Source organism: Marinobacter sp. Arc7-DN-1 (genome assembly GCF_003441595.1).
In the GTDB taxonomy this organism is placed as follows: domain Bacteria; phylum Pseudomonadota; class Gammaproteobacteria; order Pseudomonadales; family Oleiphilaceae; genus Marinobacter; species Marinobacter metalliresistant.
Genome location: NZ_CP031848.1, coordinates 137,202 through 163,120, shown reverse-complemented (window position 1 = coordinate 163,120; position 25,919 = coordinate 137,202). Strand labels below are relative to the sequence as shown.

The 25,919-nt window shown below is 57.0% G+C and carries 25 protein-coding genes and 1 tRNA gene; 1 reads left to right on the top strand and 25 read right to left on the bottom strand.

The genetic code is table 11. From position 1 onward, the window contains the following. Positions 1-7: 7 nt before the first annotated feature. From bamB to trmJ, 12 genes are all read right to left on the bottom strand, one after another. On the bottom strand, positions 8-1,180 hold the full coding sequence (bamB, locus tag D0851_RS00825) for an outer membrane protein assembly factor BamB (protein WP_117616929.1): 1,173 nt from the start codon (positions 1,178-1,180) through the stop codon (positions 8-10). Beyond that, positions 1,180-1,836, bottom strand: coding sequence for a YfgM family protein (locus tag D0851_RS00820; protein WP_117616928.1), 657 nt, complete (start codon positions 1,834-1,836; stop codon positions 1,180-1,182). The genes bamB and D0851_RS00820 overlap by 1 nt, the downstream gene beginning before the upstream one ends. Before the next feature lie 54 nt (positions 1,837-1,890). Further along, entirely contained in the window at positions 1,891-3,171 is a 1,281-nt protein-coding gene (hisS, locus tag D0851_RS00815) for a histidine--tRNA ligase (RefSeq protein ID WP_117616927.1), read from the bottom strand. A 50-nt stretch (positions 3,172-3,221) separates the two neighbouring features. Continuing rightward, positions 3,222-4,340 (bottom strand): flavodoxin-dependent (E)-4-hydroxy-3-methylbut-2-enyl-diphosphate synthase, encoded by a 1,119-nt coding sequence (gene ispG, locus D0851_RS00810; protein ID WP_117616926.1) that lies wholly within the window; start codon positions 4,338-4,340, stop codon positions 3,222-3,224. Positions 4,341-4,375: 35 nt separating this feature from the next. Next, a complete protein-coding gene (locus tag D0851_RS00805; RefSeq protein ID WP_117616925.1) occupies positions 4,376-5,395 on the bottom strand; it encodes a RodZ domain-containing protein in 1,020 nt (339 codons plus the stop codon). Continuing rightward, on the bottom strand, positions 5,385-6,146 hold the full coding sequence (gene pilW, locus D0851_RS00800) for a type IV pilus biogenesis/stability protein PilW (protein WP_205422310.1): 762 nt from the start codon (positions 6,144-6,146) through the stop codon (positions 5,385-5,387). The genes D0851_RS00805 and pilW overlap by 11 nt, the downstream gene beginning before the upstream one ends. Positions 6,147-6,231: 85 nt before the next feature. Then, complete coding sequence (rlmN, locus tag D0851_RS00795) at positions 6,232-7,344, bottom strand: 23S rRNA (adenine(2503)-C(2))-methyltransferase RlmN (RefSeq protein WP_117616924.1); 1,113 nt, start codon at positions 7,342-7,344, stop codon at positions 6,232-6,234. A 62-nt stretch (positions 7,345-7,406) separates the two neighbouring features. Then, the gene (ndk, locus tag D0851_RS00790; protein ID WP_117616923.1) at positions 7,407-7,835 is read right to left on the bottom strand and encodes a nucleoside-diphosphate kinase; all 429 of its coding nucleotides are present in this window, start codon (positions 7,833-7,835) and stop codon (positions 7,407-7,409) included. A gap of 68 nt (positions 7,836-7,903) precedes the next feature. Further along, a complete protein-coding gene (locus D0851_RS00785) occupies positions 7,904-9,052 on the bottom strand; it encodes an IscS subfamily cysteine desulfurase (RefSeq protein ID WP_117616922.1) in 1,149 nt (382 codons plus the stop codon). A gap of 22 nt (positions 9,053-9,074) precedes the next feature. After that, on the bottom strand, positions 9,075-9,572 hold the full coding sequence (gene iscR / locus D0851_RS00780) for a Fe-S cluster assembly transcriptional regulator IscR (RefSeq protein ID WP_117616921.1): 498 nt from the start codon (positions 9,570-9,572) through the stop codon (positions 9,075-9,077). A 77-nt stretch (positions 9,573-9,649) separates the two neighbouring features. Then, positions 9,650-10,423, bottom strand: a complete 774-nt coding sequence (gene cysE, locus D0851_RS00775; RefSeq protein WP_117620228.1) for a serine O-acetyltransferase — start codon at positions 10,421-10,423, stop codon at positions 9,650-9,652. Next, positions 10,416-11,279: a tRNA (cytosine(32)/uridine(32)-2'-O)-methyltransferase TrmJ gene (gene trmJ, locus D0851_RS00770; RefSeq protein ID WP_117616920.1), complete on the bottom strand. Its 864-nt coding sequence runs from the start codon at positions 11,277-11,279 to the stop codon at positions 10,416-10,418. The genes cysE and trmJ overlap by 8 nt, the downstream gene beginning before the upstream one ends. 183 nt (positions 11,280-11,462) lie before the next feature. On the opposite strand from trmJ, the gene D0851_RS00765 reads away from it, so the two are divergent. Then, positions 11,463-12,263, top strand: a complete 801-nt coding sequence (locus tag D0851_RS00765; protein WP_117616919.1) for an inositol monophosphatase family protein — start codon at positions 11,463-11,465, stop codon at positions 12,261-12,263. 92 nt (positions 12,264-12,355) lie between these two features. Here the strand turns inward: D0851_RS00765 and secF are convergent, their stop codons facing one another. The 13 genes from secF to D0851_RS00700 all read right to left on the bottom strand — a co-directional run bounded on the left by secF (position 12,356) and on the right by D0851_RS00700 (position 25,886). Continuing rightward, complete coding sequence (gene secF, locus D0851_RS00760; protein ID WP_117616918.1) at positions 12,356-13,309, bottom strand: protein translocase subunit SecF; 954 nt, start codon at positions 13,307-13,309, stop codon at positions 12,356-12,358. After that, positions 13,302-15,176, bottom strand: a complete 1,875-nt coding sequence (gene secD, locus D0851_RS00755) for a protein translocase subunit SecD (RefSeq protein ID WP_117616917.1) — start codon at positions 15,174-15,176, stop codon at positions 13,302-13,304. Before secD ends, secF begins: the two co-directional genes overlap by 8 nt. A gap of 95 nt (positions 15,177-15,271) precedes the next feature. Beyond that, positions 15,272-15,577, bottom strand: a complete 306-nt coding sequence (gene yajC, locus D0851_RS00750) for a preprotein translocase subunit YajC (RefSeq protein ID WP_376788074.1) — start codon at positions 15,575-15,577, stop codon at positions 15,272-15,274. Between the two features lie 86 nt (positions 15,578-15,663). Continuing rightward, on the bottom strand, positions 15,664-16,785 hold the full coding sequence (gene tgt, locus D0851_RS00745; protein ID WP_117620227.1) for a tRNA guanosine(34) transglycosylase Tgt: 1,122 nt from the start codon (positions 16,783-16,785) through the stop codon (positions 15,664-15,666). Between the two features lie 14 nt (positions 16,786-16,799). Then, positions 16,800-17,903 (bottom strand): tRNA preQ1(34) S-adenosylmethionine ribosyltransferase-isomerase QueA, encoded by a 1,104-nt coding sequence (gene queA / locus D0851_RS00740; protein WP_117616915.1) that lies wholly within the window; start codon positions 17,901-17,903, stop codon positions 16,800-16,802. 36 nt (positions 17,904-17,939) lie between these two features. Next, positions 17,940-18,026 (bottom strand) — tRNA-Leu (locus tag D0851_RS00735). A gap of 82 nt (positions 18,027-18,108) precedes the next feature. Next, positions 18,109-19,353, bottom strand: coding sequence for a flagellar hook-associated protein FlgL (flgL, locus tag D0851_RS00730; RefSeq protein WP_117616914.1), 1,245 nt, complete (start codon positions 19,351-19,353; stop codon positions 18,109-18,111). 18 nt (positions 19,354-19,371) lie between these two features. Further along, the gene (gene flgK, locus D0851_RS00725; protein WP_117616913.1) at positions 19,372-21,444 is read right to left on the bottom strand and encodes a flagellar hook-associated protein FlgK; all 2,073 of its coding nucleotides are present in this window, start codon (positions 21,442-21,444) and stop codon (positions 19,372-19,374) included. Positions 21,445-21,449: 5 nt separating this feature from the next. Further along, positions 21,450-22,436: a flagellar assembly peptidoglycan hydrolase FlgJ gene (gene flgJ / locus D0851_RS00720; RefSeq protein ID WP_117620226.1), complete on the bottom strand. Its 987-nt coding sequence runs from the start codon at positions 22,434-22,436 to the stop codon at positions 21,450-21,452. An 8-nt stretch (positions 22,437-22,444) separates the two neighbouring features. Beyond that, the gene (locus D0851_RS00715; RefSeq protein WP_117616912.1) at positions 22,445-23,542 is read right to left on the bottom strand and encodes a flagellar basal body P-ring protein FlgI; all 1,098 of its coding nucleotides are present in this window, start codon (positions 23,540-23,542) and stop codon (positions 22,445-22,447) included. Continuing rightward, positions 23,539-24,240 carry a flagellar basal body L-ring protein FlgH gene (gene flgH / locus D0851_RS00710; protein WP_227539390.1) on the bottom strand — a complete coding sequence of 234 codons (702 nt, stop codon included), beginning with the start codon at positions 24,238-24,240 and terminating at the stop codon, positions 23,539-23,541. The genes D0851_RS00715 and flgH overlap by 4 nt, the downstream gene beginning before the upstream one ends. A 19-nt stretch (positions 24,241-24,259) precedes the next feature. Then, positions 24,260-25,048 (bottom strand): flagellar basal-body rod protein FlgG, encoded by a 789-nt coding sequence (gene flgG / locus D0851_RS00705; protein WP_117616911.1) that lies wholly within the window; start codon positions 25,046-25,048, stop codon positions 24,260-24,262. Positions 25,049-25,133: 85 nt separating this feature from the next. Continuing rightward, positions 25,134-25,886, bottom strand: coding sequence for a flagellar basal body rod protein FlgF (locus tag D0851_RS00700; protein ID WP_117616910.1), 753 nt, complete (start codon positions 25,884-25,886; stop codon positions 25,134-25,136). Positions 25,887-25,919: the final 33 nt, after the last annotated feature.

Genomic DNA, 25,919 nt, shown 5'->3' with positions numbered 1-25,919 from the left:
TGGGTAATTAATCCTGCGGCTGAACCTGGAATACGGCCATCTTTCCGCTGTTGCCAAAAACCAGCAGGTTACCATTGGCTAGCCGCTGGGCCGGTACGCGGATACCCTCATCATCGAACTCAAGCTGCCCGACCAGGCTGCCGTCTTCACGATCGAGGACGTGCAGATAGCCTTCATAGTCACCGACCACCAGATAGCCTTCGTAGACCATTGGCTGAGTCAGCTGGCGCCACGCCAGACGATCCTGCATCCAGAGTTCCTTCCGGTCAGAGCCGCGAAGGGCAACCAGTTCGCCATTTGCCGATGCGAGGTATATGTCACCCCCGGCTATCATGGGCGAGTATAGGCTGGATGCTTCGCGGCTCCAGATTTCCTGCCCTGTGCGGATATCAACCAGCGCAAGCTTACCCTGGTAGCCTACCACCAACACGGCTGTTTCGATCACTAATGGCTGGCCCGCTACATCAACCAGTCGCTCAAGCTCGGTACGCCCCTTCGGCTGACCGACCTCATATTGCCACAGAGGCTGGCCCGAGTCCGCAGCCAGCGCCATCAGCTTGCCGTTGGCAAATGAAGCGATGACGACATCACCACCCACCAGGGGTGCTGCGGCCGCCCTGATCGAAAGCACGGGAACCGAGCCATCATACTGCCAGCGCTTTTCCCCATCCGCGGCATTGAAACCCAGCACCTGGCCACTAATTGTCTGGGCAACCACCAGTGAACCGTTTGACTGGGGTGCAGAGAGCACTTCAGTCGGCAGTGACTGCCGCCAGACTTCAGAGCCATCCTCTCGGGAAAGCGCAACCAGTTCAGCATTCTGAGTGGTGAGGTAAAGGTGTTCACCGTCGCCCCCGAGGCCGGAAAAAACCCGATCATCAAACTCGGTTTCCCAGATTACGCTGCCGGATTCGGGGTCAACAGCGTAAAGCTCGCCGTCTGCCGCGGCGGCGAAAATCCTGTCACCCGCGTTGAGGGGCGCAAGGTAGAGAAAATCGCCATCATGTCCGTCCCCGACCGACATGCTCCAAACCTTTTTAAACTCGGCGGACGCTTCAATGTCGGGCACCGGAACGGGCTGCTCAAAGGTATCGGTGGTGCTGCAACCGGACAGCCCGGCGAAAATCATCAGCCCAATGAGCAGTGCGCGACTCAACAACCTGTTGCGAAAATCCGGCATCAGGCGTCCTCCCCGACACCAAGGTCAGCCAGTTTCATTTCCAATACACCGCTCCGTCCCTGCTGGTTCTGTTCGCGGGCAGCAAGATAGGCCTCTCGAGCCCCCTCGCGGTTGCCCTGCGCCAGAAGAATATCACCGCGAAGTTCGGAATACATGGCGTCGAAAGCGTCGGCACTGCCTGCGGCATCAATTGTTGAAAGGGCTTCATCGTACTGGCCGGCAGAAAACTGGGCCCGGGCAAGACGATTCCGGACAACCAACGCCAGAGCCTTGTTTTCGCCGGTCTTCTCCAGTGCCCATTTGAGAGAATCTATGGCCGCCTGAGCATCCGCTGCTTCCATCAGCTGCTGGCGGGCAAGAATCAGATTGCCATATACCGCATAGGCGCTATCCGAGTAGTCTTCCCGCAGTGTTTTTGCCACGAAGGCAACAGTTTCACCGCTGGTTTCATCGGCCTGGTTGCTGAAGGCATTGAGGAGGTTGGCAAACTGGTTAGCCGCTTCGGTCCGTTGCTGCGCCTGGTAGTTTTGCCAGGCCTGCCAGCCAAACACGATGGCCAGTGCGGCACCGATACCGAGAAGCAGTGAGCTGCCATTTCTCTTCCACCAGTCCTTGATCGCCTGGATCTGTTCTTCTTCGGTGCGCATCTCAGCCATGGGGACTCCTGTAGTCGTATTTTTTGCTTTTATATCGTGGATTTTTTATCAGATTCAGTTGGCCAGGGCCTTCGCCAGTGCTGAGGCAAGTTCGTCCTGGGCAATCTCGGTCTGGGGTTCATCGGCCCGCATGGGCTTCAGCCCGGCGGTGCCGTTGGCAATCTCGTTCTCCCCGAGAATCACCGTGTATTTCGCACCACTGCGATCGGCTTTTTTCATCTGGCTCTTGAAGCTGCCGCCGCCGCAATGGGAAACAATCACCCTGTCTGGCAACGCCGCTCGCAGATTTTCAGCGAGCGCCAATGCCGGCGCCAGCACCCCGTCACCCATTGCCGTAACGTAGACATCCGCGTCGCTGTTCACGTAACCGGGAACCAGATCCAGCGTTTCAAGGAGGAGAATAAGCCGCTCGAGGCCCATTGCAAAGCCAACCGCAACGGTTGCTTTTCCGCCAAGCTGCTCAACCAGACCATCATACCGGCCCCCGGCACACACGGTGCCCTGGGCGCCAAGGCTGTCGGTAATCCATTCGAACACTGTCTTGCCATAGTAATCGAGGCCCCGAACCAGCGCAGGATTAACGGAATAGCGGACACCCGCTGCACCCAGTAACGCTTTCAGGCGCTCAAAGTGATCCCGGGATTCGTCATCCAGGAAATCGTCCAGGCTTGGCGCACCTTCAAGGATCTTGCGGGTGGCCGGATCCTTGCTGTCGAGAATACGCAGCGGATTGGTGTCCAGCCGCCGCTGGCTGTCCGCATCCAGTTCAGCCTTGAACTGACCAAGGTAGTCCACCAGTGCCGAACGATAGACCCTGCGGGATTCGGAAGTGCCAATGGAATTGATCTCGAGGCGGGTGTGCCCGGCAAGACCCAGTTCTTTCCACAGCCTGGCCGTCAGAATCAGCAACTCGGCATCAATATCCGGACCGCTCATACCAAAGCATTCCACGCCAATCTGGTGGAACTGGCGATACCGGCCTTTCTGTGGCCGCTCGTGCCGGAACATGGGGCCGGTGTACCAGAGCCGCCGGGTCTGGTTAAACAGCAGACCATGTTCTTCCGCCGCCCGCACACAACCGGCTGTGCCCTCGGGGCGCAAAGTCAGACTATCCCCGTTGCGGTCCTCAAAGGTGTACATTTCCTTTTCGACAATGTCCGTCACTTCACCGATCGATCGCTTGAACAGGTCCGTCTGCTCAACGATAGGCATGCGGATTTCCTGATAGCCATACTGGGCCAACACCTTACGTACCGTGGATTCCACAAACTGCCATACGGGTGTCTGTTCCGGCAGGATATCGTTCATCCCGCGAACCGCCTGAATCTTAGCCAATTTAAACCCTTAACTCTGTCTGGATGGTGGTGCCTGAAAACGGAAACGGATCAGTGGTCGGAACGGGCAATAATCGACTCTTCCTGCTCCTTGCGACGTGCCACTTCTTCACGAATCAGACGTTCCAGATCGTCAGTCAGTGTGGCGTTCTCCAGCTTCTGGCTGGGCTTGCCCGCCATGTAAAACAGGTTTTTCGGGCTGCCGCCGGTCAGGCCGATATCGGCTACCTTGGCCTCTCCGGGGCCGTTAACAATACAGCCGATAATTGCCACATCCAGTGACGTGTTTACATCCTCAAGTCGCGCCTCCAGATCGTTCATGGTCTGAATCACATCAAAGTTCTGGCGGGAACAACTGGGACAGGCAATAAAGTTGATGCCCCGGCTACGCAGACGGAGGCTTTTGAGAATATCAAAACCAACCTTGATTTCCTGAACCGGGTCAGCCGCCAGTGACACGCGGATGGTGTCGCCGATGCCATCCATCAGCAGCATACCGAGGCCGATGGAGGATTTTACCGTTCCTGAACGGAAACCGCCTGCCTCGGTGATGCCCAGATGAAGTGGCTGCTCAATCTGGGACGCGATCTTGCGGTAAGCCGCCACCGTCATGAACACTTCCGACGCTTTCAGGCTGACCTTGTAATCCTGGAAATCGTGACGATCCAGGATATCAATGTGGCGCATGGCGGATTCCACCAGGGCGTCGGGCGTCGGCTCTCCGTATTTGCGCTGAAGGGATTTCTCAAGGGAGCCGGCGTTCACACCGATACGGATCGGAATATTTCCGTCCCGGGCCGCGCTGATAACTGCACTGACACGATCATCACGACCGATATTGCCCGGGTTGATACGCAGGCAATCCACGCCAAGCTCCGCAACTCGCAACGCGATCTTGTAATCGAAGTGGATGTCGGCCACCAATGGCAGCGATACCTGCTCACGAATCTTGCCGAACGCCTCAGCGGCGTCCATGGACGGCACCGAGACCCTTACAATATCTGCACCGGCCTCCTGCAACGCCCGGATCTGGCCAACCGTGGCCTCGACATCACAGGTGTTGGTGTTGGTCATGCTCTGCACCGCTATCGGGGCATCACCACCCACAGGAACATTGCCCACCATGATCTGGCGGGATTTGCGTCTGATAATCGGGGAATCCTGTTTCATGTCTTACTGACCGATATGGAAAATGTGATCAAATTTCAGATTGTCAGGGAAAACTCTGACCGGTTGTTGACGGCACGATAGTCACCCAGATCCAGCGGTTCACCCTGGAAACGGATGGATCCAACGGCATCAACGGCACCGATGACAACCCTGAGCGGTGCCTGACCGGAAACGTCAATCTCGTCTCCGTCACGCAGAAGGGAATTCACCAGCAGGTTCCCGGTCGCATCACTTACCTGAACCCAGCAGTCATCGATGAAACTGATCTGAAGCCGGACAATGTCAGTGGCCTCCGCCAGTCCGGAGCGGTTTTCCAGAACCGGATCCGGAGTCTCTACAACCGTCGGAATCTGTTCCGTCAGAGGCCCGGAGGACCTGTCCTCAGCGACCAGATTCTCAACATCCGGATCCTCTGAAGTGCCCGGTTCGCCTGGTTCCGCAACAGAGCCCGGCAACACTGACTGCCCTGAGGCGATACTTTCTCCGGAATCCGGGCCTGCCGGCACTTCGTCCTGATCTGCAGCGGGAACTTCCGAATTGGCATCGGTCGATTCTGCCAGCGCCGGCACCTCGGCGTTTTCGCCCTGGCCCTGGACGGCTTCGGATGCCCCTGACTGTACCCCGCCCGCTTCAGGTTCCGGCATCAGGAAAGCAAACGCCAGATAACCGGCGATACCCAGAATCACCAGGAAAAAGAGGGTCTTGGCGAGCTGACGTTTTCTGCGCCTGCGGCGTTCAATGTCCACCAGCGGGTTGGCCTCGTGCTCCTGCTCACGCTGCTGACGGATCGGCTCCAGTTCCTGGTCAAGATCTGCTATCACTGCGTCGGCATCCAGCCCTACCTGCTTTGCATAGGTCCTGGCATACCCTTTGAGAAAGAGTTCACTGTCAATCTGGCTGTAATCCCCGGACTCGATAGCCTGGATCACCGACGGTCGCAGATGCTGCGCCCCGGCCACATCGCTGACACTTAAACCGGACGCTTCTCTTGCTTTCTGAAGCTGCCGCCCGACGGGCTCTTTCATCGCTGGCTGTGAATTCTCATCAGTTGCCATTAGAAATCAGCACCTTATATTGTTGATATTCCACTGACTCCGGAAAATTGTTTCTGAGCTGAAGCGCCAGACTCCCTTCCTGGTCACCGTTGTTGAAATAACGGGCAATGCGGATTCCGGTGAAAAGACTCTCTGCGGAATGGACGAGGCGTGGGTTCCGCTGCATCATGGACGTCAGCCTTGAGTAATATCCGGCGGCGCTTTCATAGTTGCCCACCTCGACAGACACCCGGGCAAGCGCCAAAAGCGGACGTGCATCGCCTCTCATTAACTCCACCGCCCGCCGGTAAGAAGTAGTCGCTGCTTCCAGTTCACCAAGTCTCTCCTGAGTCATACCCAGGTTAAAAAACACCGAGCCCCGATCGCCATACCCGGTATCCCTTGAAGCTGCGCGAAACTGATCCCTGGCGTCGTCCATCCGCCCCTGAGCAAAGAGAAAAGCACCATAATAGACCCGTGCGCGTGTGTACCCCGGATCCTCGGAGATGGACTTTTTGAAATTCCGTTCTGCCAGCTCGGGCTCGCCCTCAGCGTTGTATATGAGCCCCATCGCGGCCCTTGCGCTGGCGTCGTCCGCATCAAGCTTGAGGGCCCGGTCGAGGTGATGGCGGGCCCGTTCAAGATTGCCTTGCCCGATGTAGGCGGTGGCAAGCTTTACATAATTATCAACAGCTTTCTGGCGATCTGCTTCCCGGGAGAACCGACTGTCAGTGGTAGTGACACAGCCTGTGACAAGCAGGGTGCACAGCATAACGGCCAACACTGAGAAACGTCGGTTTGCTGGTTTGTTTGTCACAGTCTCCCCTTCCTCAATTGGGCTGTTTCAGGTTCCCGGCTCAGGAATTAACCTGCTGAGCCTGGATGTACCGCTGGCTCCGGCGTGTTCTGTCTTCAACCCTTCCCACAAGCTGTCCACATGCGGCATCGATGTCATCACCGCGGGTGGTTCTGATTGTCGCGATATAGCCGGCCTCATTGAGAACGGCCTGGAACCGACGGGTGGCGTTCATGCTCGGCCGGCGGAAATCACTCTCCGGAAACGGGTTAAATGGTATCAGATTGATCTTGCATGGCAGATCCCGTAACAACACCGCAAGCTCCCGCGCATGTTCCGGCTGATCGTTCATTCCCTCAATCACAGTGTACTCAATGGTCACCTTGCGTTTGTCCGGTAACCGGGCAAAGTACCGCTTGGTGGCAGCCAGCAACTCAGCAATCGGGTACTTTTTGTTCAATGGAACCAGCTTGTTACGCAGTTCATCATTCGGGGCGTGCAACGAAATGGCCAGTGAAACATCGGTAACTTCCGACAGGCGGTCCAGCGCGGGAACAAGGCCAGAGGTACTGAGGGTTACCCGACGCTTGGAAATCCCATAGGCCAGATCTTCCATCATCAGGTTCATGGCATCGACAACATTGTCGAAGTTGAGCAGAGGTTCCCCCATGCCCATCATCACAACGTTGGTGATCGGCCGGTCCGGGCCTGGTTCAAACGGCATGAAGGCTTTCCGGGCCACCCACACCTGGCCAATGACTTCCGCCGCCGTGAGGTTACGGTTAAAGCCTCGCTTGCCGGTGGAACAGAAAGTACAGTCCAGACTGCAACCGATCTGGGAAGAAACGCAAAGCGTGCCACGCTCCCCGTCCGGTATCAGAACGGTCTCAACACTGTTGCCGTTGTCCATACGCATCACCCACTTGCGGGTGCCGTCTTTGGACGTCTCGTCGTAAACCACTTCGGGGCCACGGATTTCTGCGACTTCTTTCAGCTTTTCCCGTAACGCCTTACTCATATTGGTCATTTGATCGAAGTCATCAGCGCCACGCTGATGAATCCACTGTAAAACCTGAGTGGCACGAAAGCGCTTCTCCCCCAAGGATTCAAAGAAAGCTTCGAGTTTTGCTTTCGGCATCCCCAGAAGATTGGTTTTTTCAGCGGCCGCTGTCATTTCATAACCTCGATCAGATAACCCATTCGGAGACGACCACCCGGTCGCCTCCGATCAACTAATCAGCCCCGCGGGCAGATTTCGTTGTCATTAAAGAAATAAGCGATTTCGCGCTCGGCAGAAGCCGCGGAATCAGAGCCGTGAACGGCATTGGCATCGATGGAAGATGCGAAATCGGCACGGATGGTACCAGCTTCAGCTTCCTTCGGGTTGGTCGCACCCATCAGATCACGGTTCTTCAGGACGGCGCCTTCGCCCTCCAGGGCCTGCACAACAACCGGGCCAGAGGTCATGAAGGCAACCAGATCGTTAAAGAACGGGCGCTCTTTGTGCTCTGCGTAGAACCCTTCTGCCTGCTCCTGGGTCAGGTGCATCATCTTGGCAGCAACAATGCTCAGGCCGGCTTTTTCAAAACGGCTGTAAATTTCGCCGATCACGTTTTTTGCTACCGCATCGGGCTTGATAATGGAGAGCGTGCGCTCAGTTGCCATGGTCTTTCTCCAGTTTGTTTATGGTAAAAATTCTGGCCTGCGATTATACGCAGTCCGGGGCAAACTTCCTACCGCACTGCACGGAGGCGGCTAACAACATCAACAATTTGCGAGCTGGCAAAAGCGACGTCCTCTTCCGTTGTAAAGCGGCCAAAGGAAAAACGCAGTGCGCGATGGGCCTGCTCATCGTTCAGGCCAATGCCACGAAGCACATAGGAGGGTTCTATTGTGGCCGAAGCACAGGCCGATCCGGAGGAAACCGCCAGATCCCGCAGCCCCAGCATCAGGGATTCCGCCTCAACACCGTCGAACGACAGGTTCACAATGCCGGGCACACGCCGGGACTCGCTCCCATTCAAACTGACACCCTCTAGGGGCCCCAGACCTGCCAGGAATGATTCGCGCAGTGTTTCCAGCTTTCGGACTTCATCCTCAAGCCCGGACTGGGCAATCGAAAACGCCTTCCCCATTCCGACAATCTGATGAGTTGGCAGGGTTCCGGAGCGCATCCCCCGCTCATGGCCGCCGCCATGGATCTGGGCCTCGATGCGAACATTGGGAGAGCGCCTGACATAAAGGGCGCCCACCCCCTTGGGCCCGTACACCTTGTGCCCGGAGAGTGCCAGCAGGTCGACGGGCATCGACGTAACATCGACCGCCATTTTGCCGGCCGCCTGAGCAGCATCGACATGAAACAGCACGCCCCGCTGCCGTAACTCGGAGCCGATAGCCGCGATGTCCGTGATAGTTCCCAGTTCGTTATTCACCAGCATGAGGCTGACCAGCACGGTATTGTCCCTGAGCGCATCCACCACCTGCTGACAGCTGATGGTGCCATCCGGCGCGGGATCCAGCCAGGTCACGTCTGTGCCATGCTGCTCCAGCCACTTGCAGGTATCGAGAACCGCCTTGTGCTCGATTTTCGACGTTACGATGTGGGCATCCTGGCGACCAGCAACAGCCCCCTTGATTGCCAGGTTATCCGATTCCGTGGCGCCGGAGGTCCAGACGATTTCCCGGGGATCGGCGTGAATCAGGCTGGCAACCTGCTTGCGCGACGACTCGACCGCCGCTTCCGCTTGCCAGCCAAAGGCGTGGGAGCGCGAAGCGGGATTGCCAAACACACCATCCGGCGTCAGGTACTTCAGCATTTCATCGGCGACAGAAGGATCAACGGGCGTCGTGGCCGCGTAGTCCAGATATACGGGCTTTTTCATGGCTTCCAGGAGTTTGTTGGTGTCAGGCCGGCGCCTGGTCAGACAGGCGTTCGGTATTGATCGTTTCAGAGCTGCTGTCAGACTGACGGCGGTTCTGCCGGTCCGCAACCTGGCGGATTTCATGTTTTCTCATCAGGTCTCCGAGACTGATCTCGCTGAGAAACTGATGAATCTGATCACTCAGATCAGACCAGAGATGGTGGGTCAGGCACTTCTCGCCGTTCTGGCAATCGCCCTTGTTGCCGCACCGTGTGGTATCCAGTGACTCACTGACGGCATCGACAACCTCGGCAATATAGACATCAGCCGCCGGACGGCTGAGCCGATAGCCTCCACCAGGACCACGAATGCTGGTAACCAGTTTCTGGCGGCGGAGACGGGAGAAAAGCTGTTCCAGGTAGGACAGAGAGATTTCCTGACGGGCCGAAATGTCGGCGAGACTCACCGGCCCCTGGTCTCCATGCAGAGCCAGATCAAGCATTGCCGTGACGGCATAGCGGCCTTTGGTGGTCAACTTCATAATGTCAGCCCCGTGACGGGAATGAATCTCGAAACGCAGGGACGAGTATGAATTGACCCACTAATCCAGTCAAGTATTCAGCTCCGGGTGTCACCTTCATCGCGAACGCAGTCAAAGTCCTCTTCATGCAGCGGTGGCAGCTCCCCATTCTGGTATTCGCTGTTCACCTTGCGGAGGGCCTTGCACATGTTCTCGATACGGTCATCCACCGCGTGCATGTGGTCGAGCAGCGACCGCATGGCCCGGGCGACCGGATCCGGCATCTCTTCGGTAACCCCGTAGGCATCGAACCCCATGCGCTCTTCCATTTCCTTGCGGCGAACATCGTCCTCGTTGTAGCTTTTAACAATAACGCGGCCGGGAATACCAACAACCGTTGCCCCGGCAGGGACCGCCTTGGTAACCACCGAATTGGAGCCGATTTTGGCCCCCTCACCCACTTCGAAGGGCCCGAGGATCTTGGCTCCGGCGCCAACCACCACGCTGTTGCCAATGGTAGGATGACGCTTACCCTTGTTCCAGCTGGTTCCTCCGAGCGTAACGCCCTGGTAGAGCGTTACGTCGTCGCCTATCACGGTAGTTTCGCCAATCACCACACCCATGCCATGGTCGATAAAAAAGCGGCGTCCGATCGTTGCTCCGGGATGGATTTCAATGCCGGTCAGCCATCGGGCTATGGTCGAAATCGTACGCGCCAGCCACTTCAGACCGAGCCCCCACAACCAGTGGCAAAACCGATGGAAGAGCAGCGCATGCAACCCCGGATAGTTGGTCAGCACCTCAAAGGTGTTCCTGGCGGCAGGATCCCGATGGAACACGCTGTTAATATCTTCCCGCAAACGCTCAAACATGGCCATTGTCCTGTTCCGTCGCCGTGCTACCGGCCTCAGCTGGTTTACTGTTGCCCCGGGCGCCCGCTGCCTTCTGTACGGCAGTGAGAATGCCCCGGAGAATATTGATTTCCATCTGATCAAGTCTGGCTCGCTGAAACAGTCGCCGCAAGCGTGTCATCAGTTGCCTGGGATTCTCGCGTCGATGAAAATCCACATCAATCAGCATCTGCTCCAGGTGCCCGAAAAACCCTTCCACATCCTCAACTCTGGCCGGCGGCACATCCCAACCCTCATCCCCGGGCCGGGTCATCGACTTCAGATATGGGCCCCCCTCCCCACCTTCAAGGCTGCGCAGGTAATACATCCGCAATTCATAGCACATCACCTGCACCGCCATCGCCAGATTCAGGGAGCTGTAATCCGGATTGGAGGGTATGTGAATGTGATAATGGCAGCGCTGCAACTCGTCGTTGCTCAGGCCATGGTTCTCCCGGCCGAACACCAGGGCAACCGGCCCGTCTTCCGCATGTCCGGCGGCGGCAGCGGCTGCCTCTGGCGGCGCGCAGACCGGCCAGGGCACCTTTCTTCCCCGGGCGCTTGTACCCATCACCAGAACACAATCCGCCAGCGCCTCATCCAGCGAGGAAACCACCTGCGCACGATCGAGAACATCGGATGCGCCCGCTGCACGGGCATAGGAGGTCTCATCCGGAAAAGTGCACGGATTAACCAGCCAGAGATTACCCAATCCCATATTCTTCATGGCCCGGGCCACAGCACCAATGTTGCCCGAATGGGAGGTCTCCACCAGAACAATCCGGATCTGATCCTGAAATGTCTCCGTCCCTTCCTGTGGAAGTGCGCTTTTGTGCATTGTAATCGGGCCCAAGGTTGTTGATCAGGGCGGCAATGATATCAGAAACCACCGGCACCCTGCCCCTCCGGAGAACCCGCAACCTCTGGTTATCCGTGCTATTGCTGAGTCAAAAAACATACAAGCGGGGTGATCTTTTGCTATCATACCCGGCCTCCACACACCCGGATAATGAACACTCAGATGCAACCAGCGATTAAAATGGCCCTGCGCGTCGCGCGTCAGGGGTCCGATTATCTGAAAGCCCATTTCGAGCGCCAGGAACCCACCGGCAAAGACGACTCAGAACGCCGTCTCCAGCTGGAGCGGGTTGAGCAGTCAATATACGACAATTTTGCCGAGCAACTCGAAAAGGCCTACAAGGACCACAGCATCGCCCCTCTGAATGAAGCGAATGCCGGCACCAGCGAGAAAAGCTGGCATATTTTCCCGGTTCTGGGCCGTGAAAACTTCCTCAGGGGCATCCCTGAATTTGCCCTGGCCCTTGCCCAGAAAAAGAATAACCGTGTTGAAAACCTGCTTCTGGTGAACCCCGTCACCGGCGAGGAATACTCTGCCAGCCGGGGCCATGGCGCTGCCCTGAACAGCCGTCGCGTACGCGCGTCGGAAATCAGGCAAGCGGGAAATGCAGCCATCGCCACCAACCTGCTCGACCAGGCACGCAAGAGCGAAGATCCTCTGCTCTGGGGTGAAATGGCCGCGGTTCTCGCGCGGGACTCCGGCATGTTCCGCACCTCCGGCTGCGTGGTACTCGATATCGCCCGTGTATCTGCCGGGCTTATGGACGCCGCAATCATTTTCCGTCCGGAAGCCGCGGAACTCGATCTCGGTGTCACACTGGCGATGGAATCCGGCGCACTGACTGGCGATTTTTCGGGCAACCCATCCACCGGCAACGCACGCCAACTGGTGGTAGCCAATCCGAAACTGTTCCGCGAAATCCTAAAGGTGCTTCATCCCTTCCGGGGGCGTTTACCCCGCTAAGACTTCAGACTCTTCCGGACACAAAAAAACCGCCAACGTTATGTGGCGGTTTTTTTGTGTCTGTGTCTACTAAGGGCGCAGAAGCTCCTATCCTACATCCGGTTCAGCCACTCCGGCGGCTGCTCTTCCTCGTCCGCATCCGCAGCACCTTCTTTCGGCGGTATGATCAGATCTTCACGGGAAACACCCATCACCATCAGGAGGTTTGCAGACACATAGATCGACGAGTAGGTACCAACCACCACCCCGATAATCAGGGCAAGCGCGAAGTTATTGATCGCCTCACCGCCCCAAAAGTACAGCGCAAGCAGAACCACCAGGGTAGTCCCGGAGGTATTGATTGTCCGGCTAATGGTCTGGTGAATGGACTGGTTGATAACATCCCAGGGCTCACCAACCCGTATCTTCCGGAAGTTCTCACGAATACGGTCAGCGACAACAATGGTGTCGTTCAGAGAGTAACCGATGACCGCCAAAAGTGCCGCCAGAACGGTAAGATCAAACGTCCACTGAAACAGTGCGAACACACCAAGTACAATAATGACATCGTGAGCCAGCGGCACGACCGATGCGATACCGAACTTGAACTGAAAGCGCATGCCCACATAAATCAGCACCACCGCCAGCGCGATCAGCAACCCCAGACCGCTGTCCTCTTTGAGCTGTTTGCCCACCTGAGAACCAACGAACTCGGAACTGATCAGTTCAAGCTCAACTCCGCCGGCTTCGAGCGTGCGGGTAACTTCAGGGGCAAGCTTATCGTTGCCGGCCTCGGCCATCCGTACCAGAACAATGGTGTCCGCGCCGAAATTCTGCACGGAAAACTGTTCATAACCCGCGGCGTCCAGCCTGGAGCGTATTTCATCGAGCTGCGGCGCCTCGGCATACTCGAACTCGACCGATGTGCCGCCAGTGAAATCCATGCCAAAGTTCAATCCACGGGTGGCCAGCAGGGCAACGGACACCAGGATAAGTGCGATCGAGACGACGGAAGCAATCTTCCGAAGCCCCATAAAATCAAACGGTTGCTTCTGATCTTCAGACATTGGCGAGCTTTCCTCCGATCGACAGGTTCTCGACCCTTCGGCCACCATAAACCAGGTTAACAATGCTGCGGCTGACCATCAGGCCAGAGAACATTGACGTCAGGATACCGATACACAGTGTTATCGCGAAGCCTTTGACCGGTCCGGAGCCCATGGCAAAGAGGATAACGGCCACCAACAGCGTAGTGATATTGGCATCAAATATAGACACGAACGCCCGGGAGTAACCGGCGTTGATCGCGGTCTGGGGCGGAGCGCCGGCCTTCAGCTCTTCCTTTATCCGCTCAAAGATAAGCACATTGGCATCCACGGCCATACCGACCGTAAGAACGATACCGGCAATACCCGGCAAGGTGAGGGTGGCTGACAGAATGGACATGGACGCGATCAGCAACATCAGGTTGAGGGCCAGTGATGTATTCGCGATCATGCCAAAGCCCCGGTAGTAGGCCAGCATGTAAAGCATGACCAGGCCAAAGCCGAGTAAAACGGACATCATCCCGGCGTCAATATTTTTCTGCCCGAGGCTTGGCCCTATGGTGCGTTCCTGAACGAAATACATGGGAGCGGCAAGCGCACCGGCACGCAACAGAAGCGCCAGTTCCGCAGCCTCCGGGATCGAATCCAGCCCGGTGATACGGAAGCTGCTGCCCAGAGCGGATTGCACAGTGGCAAGGCTGATAATGCCCTTCTCCACAACGCGCTCTTCAAATTCTTTTGGTTCACCGTCGACCATGCGGGTTCCGGTCTCTGTCCGATACTCGATAAAGAGTACCGCCATCCTGCGGCCGATCGCGTTGCGCGTGGCCCGATTCATCAGGTCGCCACCTACCGAATCCATGGTGATATTAACCTGGGGCTGACCGTTTTCATCGAAGGCCTGCTGGGCGTTGGCCACGTTATTACCAGTGGCAATAACGTCCCGCTCAAGTCGTGCGGTTCGCTGGGGCTGGTCCCGGAAACTGAACTGTTCCGTTTCACTGGCCGGCGCATCCGGACGGGCTTCCATCCGGAATTCGAGGTTCGCCGTGGCACCGAGAACCCGCTTGGCCTGGGCGGTATCCTGCACGCCCGGAAGCTCGACAATGATTCGATCATTGCCTTGCTGCTGAACCAGCGGCTCGGCCACGCCCAGTTCGTTAACCCGATTCCGGATCGTTGTGAGGTTTTGCTCCAGAGCGTAATCCTGGATGGCCTGGACCTCAGCTTCGGACAGCCTCAGCTCCAGCAGGAATTCATCCCCCTCGGTTTGTTCATCCAGCAGAAACTCATTGTACTGATCGCGTACCAGATCGAAGGCTTCCGCACGGGAAGCTTCATCCCGGAAGGTGAGAACAATCTTGCGATCGTTCTCGAGATCACCGCCGCGATAACGAATGCGCGCTTCCCGCAATTCCCGCTTGATCTGGCCGGACATGGCCTCAAGGCGCTGGCTTACCGCCGTTTCCATATCCACTTCAAGGAGGAAGTGCACGCCGCCACGCAGATCAAGACCAAGCTTCATCGGACCTGCACCTAGGCTTCTCAGCCAATCGGGTGTGGACGCTGCCATATTCAGGGCAACCAGATACTCATTACTCAGGGCGGCCTGCACAAGGGGGCGGGCCCGCAGTTGGTCATCAGAACTGGTCAGGCGGATCAGAGCATCCCGATCCTGAAGAGTACTGCTTTTCACCTCAATTCCCTGGCTCTCGAGGACATTAACGGCCCTGTCGAGCACACCGGCATTCACTTCGGTGCTGCTGCGTGCGCCGGTAATCTGGATGGCGTAGTCGTCGGGAAAGAGGTTGGGTAAAGCGTAGATAAACCCGATCACAAGCGCGACCAGGATAACCAGGTTTTTCCAAAGCGGATACTTGTTCAGCATGGGATCCCTTGTAGCCGGCCAACAGGCCGGCCTTGGTGTTTCAGCCAGGAGGATTCAGTCCGGCCACCATGGATGGCCGGCCAAATGGCCCTCGCTCAGATGTCCTTGAGCGTGCCCTTGGGCAGGGCTGCGGCAACAGCGACTTTCTGGACCTTGATTTCGACATTGTCGGCAATTTCAACAACGATGAAATCGTCCGTTACCTTGGTGATCTTGCCGGCAACACCACCGGAGGTCACGACTTCGTCACCCTTGTTCAGGCCAGACATCAACGCCTTGTGCTCTTTCGCACGCTTGGACTGCGGACGCCAGATCAGGAAGTAGAAAATCAGGATGAAGCCGCCGAAAAAGATTACCTGACCCATAACGCCCATCCCCGGCGCACCCGGGTCCTGAGCCATGGCCAGCGCAGGCATCAGAGCCATCAGGCCGGCAACGAGCATTTTAATTGATTTCATTGAATATCTCCGTTGGTTAAGCGAATAGATCAAACATTGCCCAATGGCGGAGCTGTCTCTCCGCGCTGAGCATAGAAGTCGGTTACAAAGTCCGACAATGTACCTGCTTCAATGGCCCCACGCAATCCGGCCATCAGGTTCTGGTAGAACCGCAGGTTATGAATCGTGTTCAGTTGAGCGCCCAGCATTTCTCCACATTTATCCAGATGATGCAGATAACTTCTCGAAAAATTCTGGCAGGTGTAACAGTCACAACGCTCATCGAGCGGCGCGGTGTCATGACGGTGCCTGGCATTGCGGATCTTGACGATGCCGGTGGAGGTAAAGAGGTAGCCATTTCTGGCATTCCGGGTCGGCATTACGCAGTCAAACATATCGACTCCGCGCCGCACTGCCTCAACGATATCCTCAGGCCGACCAACGCCCATCAGGTATCTGGGCTTGCCTTCCGGCATTTTGGGCGGCAGATGGTCCAGAATCCTGATCATGTCTTCCTTTGGCTCGCCAACGGAAAGACCACCAATGGCATAGCCATCAAAGCCAATGTCTGTCAGTCCTTCCAGGGAACGGTCCCGCAGGTTCTCATACATACCGCCCTGAACAATACCGAACAGTGCCGCCGGATTACCTTCGTGGGCATCCTTGCTGCGCTGAGCCCAACGCAGGGACAGCTCCATGGAATCCCTGGCCTGGCACTCTGTCGCAGGGTAAGGGGTACACTCATCAAAAATCATGACGATGTCCGAGCCCAGGTCACACTGAACCTGAATGGCGATCTCCGGAGACAACTCTACAGGAGAGCCGTCAACCGGTGAGCGGAAAGTGACGCCCTCTTCCGTAATCTTGCGCATTTCCCCCAGGCTGAATACCTGGAAGCCACCGGAGTCGGTCAGGATTGGTCCCTGCCACTGGGTGAAATCGTGCAGATCCCCATGGGCCCTGACCACCTCCGTACCCGGACGCAGCATCAGGTGAAAGGTATTGCCCAGAATAATTTCTGCACCAATTTCATGGATGTCCCGCGGTAGCATGCCCTTGACAGTGCCGTAGGTCCCCACCGGCATGAAGGCAGGCGTTTCAACCGTGCCCCGCGGAAAGGTCAGCCTGCCGCGGCGAGCACGGCCATCCTCACCCAGCTTCTCGAACGACATGAAACAGGTCTGTGTCACAAAGCCTCCCCGGCGTTACCAATACCGGTATCTATGGATTCCACGGCTGGGCCCAGCAACATACCGCGACTGGGTTCCTGGCCGGTAATGAGCATGGCGTCGCCGTAGCTGAAGAAACGGTAGCGTTCCCCGACCGCCTCCTTGTAGGCGCCCATCACATTGCCGTAACCGGCAAAGGCACTGACCAGCATGATCAGCGTGGATTCCGGCAAATGGAAGTTGGTCACCAGGGCATCAACTGCCTGAAAACGGTACCCCGGGTATATAAAAATATTTGTCTCGCCGGTGAATGCCGTGAGACGACCACCACGGCTTGCCGATTCAAGAGAGCGAACAGATGTCGTACCCACGGCGACCACGCGCCCTCCCCGGGCTCGGGTTCGCTCGACAGCATCAACCGCTTCCCGGGGAACGTGCACAATCTCGCTGTGCATTGCATGGTCTTCTATCTTGTCTACCCGCACCGGCTGGAAGGTGCCTGCGCCAACGTGCAGCGTGACAAAGGTACTTTCAATGCCGCAGGCGGCCAGTTTTTCCAGCAGTGCCTCGTCGAAATGCAGGCCGGCGGTGGGCGCAGCCACAGCACCGGCTTCCCGGGCGTACACCGTCTGGTACCGGTCCCGGTCAGTGGATTCGTCTGAGCGATCAATATAGGGCGGCAACGGCATGTGACCAATGCGCTCAAGTATATCCAGTATGGGTTCTTCAGATTCACACACCAAATGAAACAGTGTCTCGTCCCGGCCGGACATCCTTAAATATGTACCATCTTCAAGGATGACGTTCTGCCCCTCTTTCAGCGCCTTTGAAGCCCGGACATGGGCAATAATTTCGTGCTCTCCGGTTATCCGCTCAACCAGCACCTCTACCTGCCCGCCCGTTTCCTTTTTGCCAAACAGGCGCGCAGGAATCACCCGGGTGTTGTTGAACACCAGCAGGTCGCCGGGCTGAAGCAGTTCGGGAAGGTCGCTGAAGATCCGGTGATCGAGCTTGCCGGAAAGACCATCCAGACAGAGCAAGCGGGACGCACTGCGTTCTTTGAGCGGATAGCGGGCGATCAGTTCGTCCGGCAGGTCAAAATGAAAATCGGAGACATTCATGGAATGGACTGTTAACGACGCCGAAGGAAAAAAAGATGGTAGCGGCGGGCGGACTCGAACCGCCACGGGTTTTACCCCAACGGATTTTGAATCCGTCGTGTCTACCAATTTCACCACGCCGCCATCGGAGAGTGTGGGGGATTATACTGAGCTTAATCGCGAAAGCAATAAGCCAGCAGACACAACTGTCCACAGCTTCAGATATTTACAACCGATCAAACAGAGACAGCTGCGAAACCTGCGCAAAGGACTGCTGGGCCGCCTGAAGCACGAAGCTCTGGAAACTCAGGTTACTGATTGCTTCGGCGTAGTCCACATCCTGCAGTTGGGACCGGATTTCGTTGGTATAGACGGACGAATCCTCAAGAAAGGTCTTGGTAGACTCCACGGCGTTCATCCGGCCGCCCAGCTCGGTCTGCTTCAGGATGATACTTTCCTGGGCGTTGTCGAGGTTGGTCAGCGACTCGGCGATCAGGGCATCGTATTCGGCATCACCACGGGGGGAACCTTTGGCAATGCCCTCAAGCCCGTCAATCAGGTTTTTTATGGTGCCGAAGACGGATTGCCTATCGTTAATCCCCAGGGTGAACGAGTCCTGATCTTGCGAATCATTGATGGTGAGCTTTATACCCGCCACTTGAAACTCTTCTCCGACTACGGGATTCAGAGGCTCAGTTTGAATAGTGTTACCTGTTCTCGGATCTGTGACCGTAATTTCTAATACGCCGGAGCCATCATCATCGACACTAACTTCAAGGTCATCTGGCACATCGCTGCCAAAGGCATCCCTTAGATCTTTCGGCGCCACAACCTCAAGCCCCGAAATATAACCAGGAGGAGTAGGAGGGGTTGCACCATTAGACTTTGCCGTTACTGAGACCGCCTTGGGCACGTCTACAAAAATACCCTTACCGTGATCACTGATCGGCACGGTTACGCCATCATCAATTTCCAGTACCCGCTGACCTTCATCACCCTGATATGTCCAGTCACCTGCGCCATCCTTTGCGAAAGCAGGTGTCTGGCCCTGAAATCCACTGAAGATGTATTCACCCGAAGCATCCCGGGTATTGGCGATGTTTGCCAACTGCCCCAGACGCTCCTCCAGCTCTGAGGAAATGGAACGCCTGTCATCGGCTGACAACGACCCATTGCCCGCCTGCACCGTCAGTTCGCGGATGCGCTGGATCACGTCAATCGAGCTGGCCAACGCACTCTCTTCCTGCTTCAGGCGGTTGTCAGCCAAAGTGGCGTTGCGCTGATAGGTCTCGACCCGCGACAATTCCTGATCCAGTTTTAGAATACGGGCGGCCGCCACCGGATCATCTGAGGGCTTATTCACCCGTTTGCCAGTGGAGATTTGCTGCTGGGTGTTATTCAGGCTGGTATTGAGCTCCTGAAGGCGGTTGATGCCGCCGGAAAAAATCTGTTGTGATGAAATTCTGATCATGTCACATCACCTCAACCGTTACCGGAAACTCTGTAACAGGGTATTGAACAGGTCCTGAGCCACCGACATCACCTGGGCTGAGGCATTGTATGCGGCCTGGTATTGAATGAGCCGGCCGGCTTCCTCGTCCAGGTTGACTCCGGACACCGATTCCCGCTGGTTGGTTGACTGCTCCAGCAGGGTTTTGCCGGCATCCACATCCAACTGGCTCTGACGGGTTTTTACCCCGATGTCTTCCACCAGACCGGCATAACCCTCGGTAAAATTCTGGGTGCCACCATTCATGGTGTTCTGGGTACCCAAAGCCGCAAGTAGCTCGGCGTTGCGATTGTCGGATATGCCATTGTCGTTGTATTCAACAGTAAAAACATCGCCATTGGCGGGCTCACCCGTCATCTCGAACTGATAGCCCTGGTAAAGAGCACCGTCTGACGTGTCACCGCCAAAAACCAGATTGATCTTCTGAGGATCATAAGGCACCCCTGTTGGGTAATCAGAGGCACTGATTTCCGTGTCAGACCCATCGTAAACCCGGTACACGATGTCCGTACCATTATTTTCGAACGCGATTTTCATTGGCCCATTAGCCAGCTCGCCGCTATTCCTGAACCCCTCAAGCAATCCATTGGTATTAGGATTACGGACGTTCAGCATCTTCCCCTGATTAATCTGCCCGGTGCCCAGGTTATTTTCCCGAGTCTCAGTTGTATCGGGGTTATACCCCCCTTCCCTCGCCCGAATCGGGCTGGCAAGCGCCAAGTCTTCCTCGCGTCTCACTTCCAGGCCAATACTTTCGGCCGCATTCCGGCCGGGCTGGATCAGGTATTTGTCACCGGCGCTGAAGGTACCGCCCTCCACCCGGATGTTGAACCCGGGCATACTGATTTCGGACTGCACCGGATCCGGCAAACGTCCCTGGTTTTCGGTCTTGCCGGTTTCCTGATTGATCAGCTCATAGCTCCGGCCGTCACCGCTGAACTGTAATGTCCATCGGCCGGCTGGCAGCGCGGAACTGTCGGTTATTTCCACCGCCAGCTGGCCAGCGCCGGACACCTGATTGTTGCCATTGGGCACCACTCTGCCACGCTGGGCTTCAATTGAGTTGATATCGGTGAAGAACAGCCCCCCCAGGTCGCCCTCCAGATCCATGCCAATTTCATGCTGTTGGTTCATGGTATCCGACAGTGCAATGGCAATCCGGCCCAGCTCATCAAATGCCGGCTTGAGCCCCTCGTTATCAAACCGCAGGAGACCTCCGAGCTTACCCCCGGCAATCTGTTCGTCGACGTTCAAGGTGCGCCCGCCATTACTGAGCGTAAACTCCAGACGCGTCGGATCCTCGGCATTTTCCCGGGTTCCGAAGGTTGCCGCGTTGCTGCCAACCACCAGGGAAAGACCGTTCGAGAGCGATACGTTCACCTGGCTGCCATCTGTGGGCGTCACCTTGATATTCACCAGTTCCGAAAGCTGGCGCAGTTTTTCGTCGCGCTTGTCCAGCAACTCATTGGGCATCCTGCCCTGGGCGATGCCCGGGGACTCGGATATCGCCAGGTTCAGTTCTGCGATGCTCCTGATCAGGGTATTGGCATCCTTTACACCCTGCTGCATCTGAGTCTTGATGGATTCCCGCTGCTGGATGAACTCCTGGTTCAGCGCCTGGAACCGGTTAACGACCTGCTGGGCCTCGCTCAGCACCAGTTGGCGCTGAGGCAAAGACGTCGGGTCCTCGGCGGCATTCTGGAGACTGGCAAAAAAGTTATTCAGGGCTGTGTTCAGACCGGTGGACTCGCCCCCAAGCAGGTTATCAAGCCGGGAAAGCTCTGAATTGAGAGCTTCCTGTTCACCATAAAGGGTGCTGTCTTCCCGCACCTGCTGAACCAGATACTCATTGGCAAGGCGGCGGATATTGGCGACGTTAACGCCACTACCAATGGTTCCGGCTCCGGTACGCTGTCCTTTCTGGGTTTCAAACTGGACTTCCTGTCTGCTGTAGCCAGGTGTGTTGGCATTTGTGATGTTGTTACCCGTGGTATTCAGTGCCGCCTGATTACTGAGGATGCCGGTCAGACCAATGCCTATCAGCCCTGCCATAACGTTTACTCCTTCATCCCGTCACTGCCCATGGACAGTGTCATCAGTGAATCACGGTTCATGATCTGGCGGATTTTGCTGCCATAGTTCGGGTCGGTTGCGTAGCCGGCCTCCTGAAGTTTCTCCGCAAACACTTCAGGCTTGTCCGCCGCCGACAGCACTTCCCGGTAACGGGGGTTGGATTCGAGGAACGAAACATAGTCCCGGAAGCTGGATTCGTAATCCCGGTAGGCCCGGAAACTGGCCTGCTCTTTCATGGGCAGACCCTCGCGGTATTCCGTGGTGGTGAGGGAAACGGCATCGCCCTTCCACCGGCCATCCGCTTTGATACCAAAGAGGTTAAAGCTTGGCTCGCCCTGCTCTCCCCGGATCATATGCCGGCCCCAGCCGGTTTCCAGGGCCGCCTGGGCCACCATCAGTTTCGGGTCGATGCCGGTATCCCGGCTGATTCGCTTCGCTACCGGAAGCAAGGCACTCACGAAATGCTCCGGTGAGTCGAACCGGTCCGGCAATTCGGACACGTTTTTTCCCGGGGCCACGGCAGACTCTTGTGCCACCGAGGCGACTTTCTGAACCTGCCCGGGCAAGCTTGCCGAAAGCGCCGGCAAACTCCGGTCATAATCCGCGAGAGAAGCCTTGTGGCCAGCCAGCTTATCGCCTTCACTGTCCAGGCCGGGAATTTGTCGGCTCAGTTGCCGGACCAGCGCCTCGGCGAGACCGGTTCCCTGCCCACCGGCCATGGTCAGACTCATCTGGTTATCGAACATGTCGCGATACAGATCCGACTGATTGCTTTTCAGATAATTACCTTCGGAAAGCACGTCACCGGCCTTGCGCATGGACTTCAGCATCTCAGAAAGGAACAGGCTCTCGAACTGGCGTGCAACTTCTTCCAGCGCCGCCCTTTTGTCGGTTCGGGCCTGCGTTTTCAGCGCGTTCAGGCCGCTGAAATCGGTATACACCCGGGCCTGCTGAAGCGAATAGTCCTGCATCATGCCACCTAGATAACAATCAGCTCGGCACGCAGCGCACCGGCCTGTTTAAGAGCTTCAAGTACCGCCATAACGTCCCCCGGAGCGGCACCCACCTGGTTCACCGCCTGAACAATCTCGTTCAGGGTGACAGCCGGACCAAACTTGAACATCCTGGCCGGCTCCTCGGTGATTGCAATCTGGCTATCCGGCTCGAGGGCGGTGTCACCGCCGGCAAACGGATTAGGCTGTTTCACTGCGGGATTTTCCTGAATGGTCACCGTCAGGTTGCCGTGGGTCACCGCTGCCGGGCTGACTTTGACATTCTGCCCGACCACGATGGTGCCAGTGCGGCTGTTGATCACCACTTTGGCGGCGTCCTGGGCCGGGGCGACCTCAACGTTCTCAAGTATCGAAAGAAAGCTTACCCGCTGGGACGGATCCCGCGGCGCACGCACGGAAACCGATGTCGCATCGTGAGCGTACGCCATGTCCGGGCCGAGGCGTGCATTCACAGCTTCGACCACACGGCGGGCCGTAGTGAAATCTGGGCGCAGAAGGTGGAAGGTAATGGTGTCGCCCTGACTAAAAGGCGAGACCACTTCCCGCTCGATGGTGGCACCGTTGGGAATCCGGCCGACGCTCGGTACGTTCACGGTAATTCTGGAGCCATCCTGCCCCTGGGCACCAAAACCGCCAACCACCAGACTGCCCTGAGCCATGGCGTAGACGTTGTTGTCAGCGCCCTTCAGCGGGGTCATCAGCAGGGTACCGCCGCGCAGGCTGTCGGCGTTGCCGATGGAGGAAACCGTGATATCAATCTCCTGCCCGGCCTTGGCAAACGGTGGCAATGTGGCACTCACGGTTACGGCGGCGACATTGGTGAGTTTCGGGTTCACGCCTTCAGACAGAGTGATACCGAACTGGTTCATCATGTTCCGGAAGGTCTGATTGGTGAACGGTGCCTTGTCGCCGGTCCCGTCAAGGCCAACCACCAGTCCGTAGCCCACCAGCTGGTTGTTCCTTACCCCTTTGATGCGGGACAGGTCCTTCAGCCGGTCCGCCATCACCGGTGCCGCGACCGCCGCCAGAACAAGTACCCAGGCAAGAAAACGCCGCATGCTCATAGCGGCCACCACTCACTGTTAAAGAAGCGGGCAAGCCAGCCCATCTGGTTTGCCTGGTCGAAATCACCGGTACCGCCATAGGCAATACGCGCATCGGCAATACGGTTTGAGGCAACAGCGTTGTCCGGCTGGATATCCCGGGGGCGAACCAGCCCGGTCAGGCGGATGTACTCGTCGCCATTGGTCAGCGACAGCCATTTCTCACCCCGGATCCGCAGCACGCCGTTGGGCAGCACCTCTGTGACCGTGACGGTGATGCTGCCAGCAAGACTGTTGCTCTGATCAGCCTCAGCCGTGCCTTCAAAATCGCGCTCGTTGTTCAGTGAGGTGGCGATCCCGAAGTTGTTCTTACCCAGAATGTTCGGCTCCGGCAGCGTGATTTCGTTGTCCTTGGTGATGCTGGTTTCGGCATTCTTGCTGGCACGGGTGGATTCCTGGAGATTCACTGTCAGTACATCACCCACATTGAGCGCGATGGTATCCCCGTAAAAGTTATAATTTCGGGAAACCTGGTAAATCGAACCAGACGCCCTGTCTCTCTGTGTCATGGCCTCAGGGCGTACCGGTGCAAACTCGGGATCATCCGGCATCGCCCGGGGCCGGCTCATGGCCGTGCAACCCTGTAGCAGGATCAGCACCACCAAGGTCACCAGGGTACTGGCTCCCCGGGTTATCCGGCTGGATGTCATCGGATTCATGACGTCACCTCTGGCGGCATTAGCCAATGTTGTTGGTAATGAACTGGAGCATCTGGTCCGTCGTGGAGACCACCTTCGAGTTCATTTCATAGGCGCGCTGGGTGGTAATCATGTTCACCAGTTCTTCCACAACCTCAACGTTGGAGGCCTCCACAGAACCCTGTTCGATGGTGCCAAGCCCGAGCAGACCCGCCTCCCCCTCAACGGGGTTCCCGCTGGCAATGGTTTCCTTGAACAGGTTGTTTCCGATGGCCTGAAGGCCCTGGGGATTGATGAAATCCACCAGGGTGATCTGGCCAAGGTTTACCGGCGCCGCCTGGTCGTCCGTTACCGCCGTTACCGTGCCGTCCTTGCCAATGGTGATATTGGTGGCGTTATCGGGAATATTGATGGCCGGCTCCAGGGGGTACCCGTCCGGATTCACCACATCACCGTTGGAGTTCAACTGGAACTGACCGTCCCGGGTGTAGGCAATCTGGCCATCCGGCAGCAGAATCTGCAGAAAACCCCGGCCATTAATGGCCATGTCCAGCGGCTGCTCGGTAATCTGGAGGTTGCCCTGGGAGAACTGCTTGACCGTGCCCACAACCCGGACACCCGTACCCAATTGCAGGCCGGAAGGCAGTTCGGAGTTCTGGGTAGTCAGGCCACCGGGCTGTCGGTTGATCTGGTACAGGAGGTCCTGGAAGACCGCCTTGTCCCGTTTGAAGCCGGTGGTGTTGACGTTGGCCAGGTTGTTGGAAATGGTGGACATGTTGGTGTCCTGCGCGCTCAAGCCGGTCTTGCTGACCCAAAGTGCTGGATTCATGCTGCTTACTCCATACCGGGGGGGGCAATCAGGCGGCCAGTTTTTGCCGCTTCAGGCCCGCCAGGCCAATGTGTTCGGTTGTTACTTAAAGGTTCTGCAACAGCCGTGCCGTTGCTTCGGAATTCTCGTTGGCGGTGGTCATTACCTTCACCTGCATTTCGTATTGCCGGGAAAGCTGCAGATTGGAAATCATCTCTTCCACCGCATTCACGTTGGAGCTCTCAAGAAACCCCGAGACCACTCTGAGATTTGCATCCGGGGGCTCAGGGCCATCGATTGCCTGGTCCGGTTTTCGGCGCATATGCCCGTCTAGCCCCTTCTCCAGAGCTTCCGGTGGCGGGTTGACCAGCTTCAGACGATCCACCTCGACCAGCTGATTCGGCGGGCCGCCAACAGGAACAACAGAAATCGTGCCGTCAGTGCCGATTTGCACGTTGTCGAAAGGCGGCAGCGCAACCGGTCCACCATTGCCAAGCACAAGTTCACCATTGGCCAGGCGCACCAGACCATTCACATCAACCTGAAGACTGCCGCTGCGGGTAAACACCTCTTCGCCCTGATCGTTCTGGATGGCAAGCCACCCTTCACCTTCAACCGCCACATCCAGTTTGCGGCCGGTGTCCATCAGGGCGCCTGCGGAAAGGTCCGTGCCGGGTCGCTCCGTCATGGCATAGGCCCGGGTGGGATGGTGTTCCCCGAAGACAGGCATGCTACGGGCCTGGGCGAAGTCCTTCTTGAAGCCGGTGGTGCTGACATTCGCCAGGTTGTTGGCATGGGCTTGCTGGGCCAGCATGTTCTGCTTGGCGCCAGACATACCGATGTAGAGGGCTTTGTCCATGGGAAAACTCCTGCCGGAATTTTGACTGTTTCC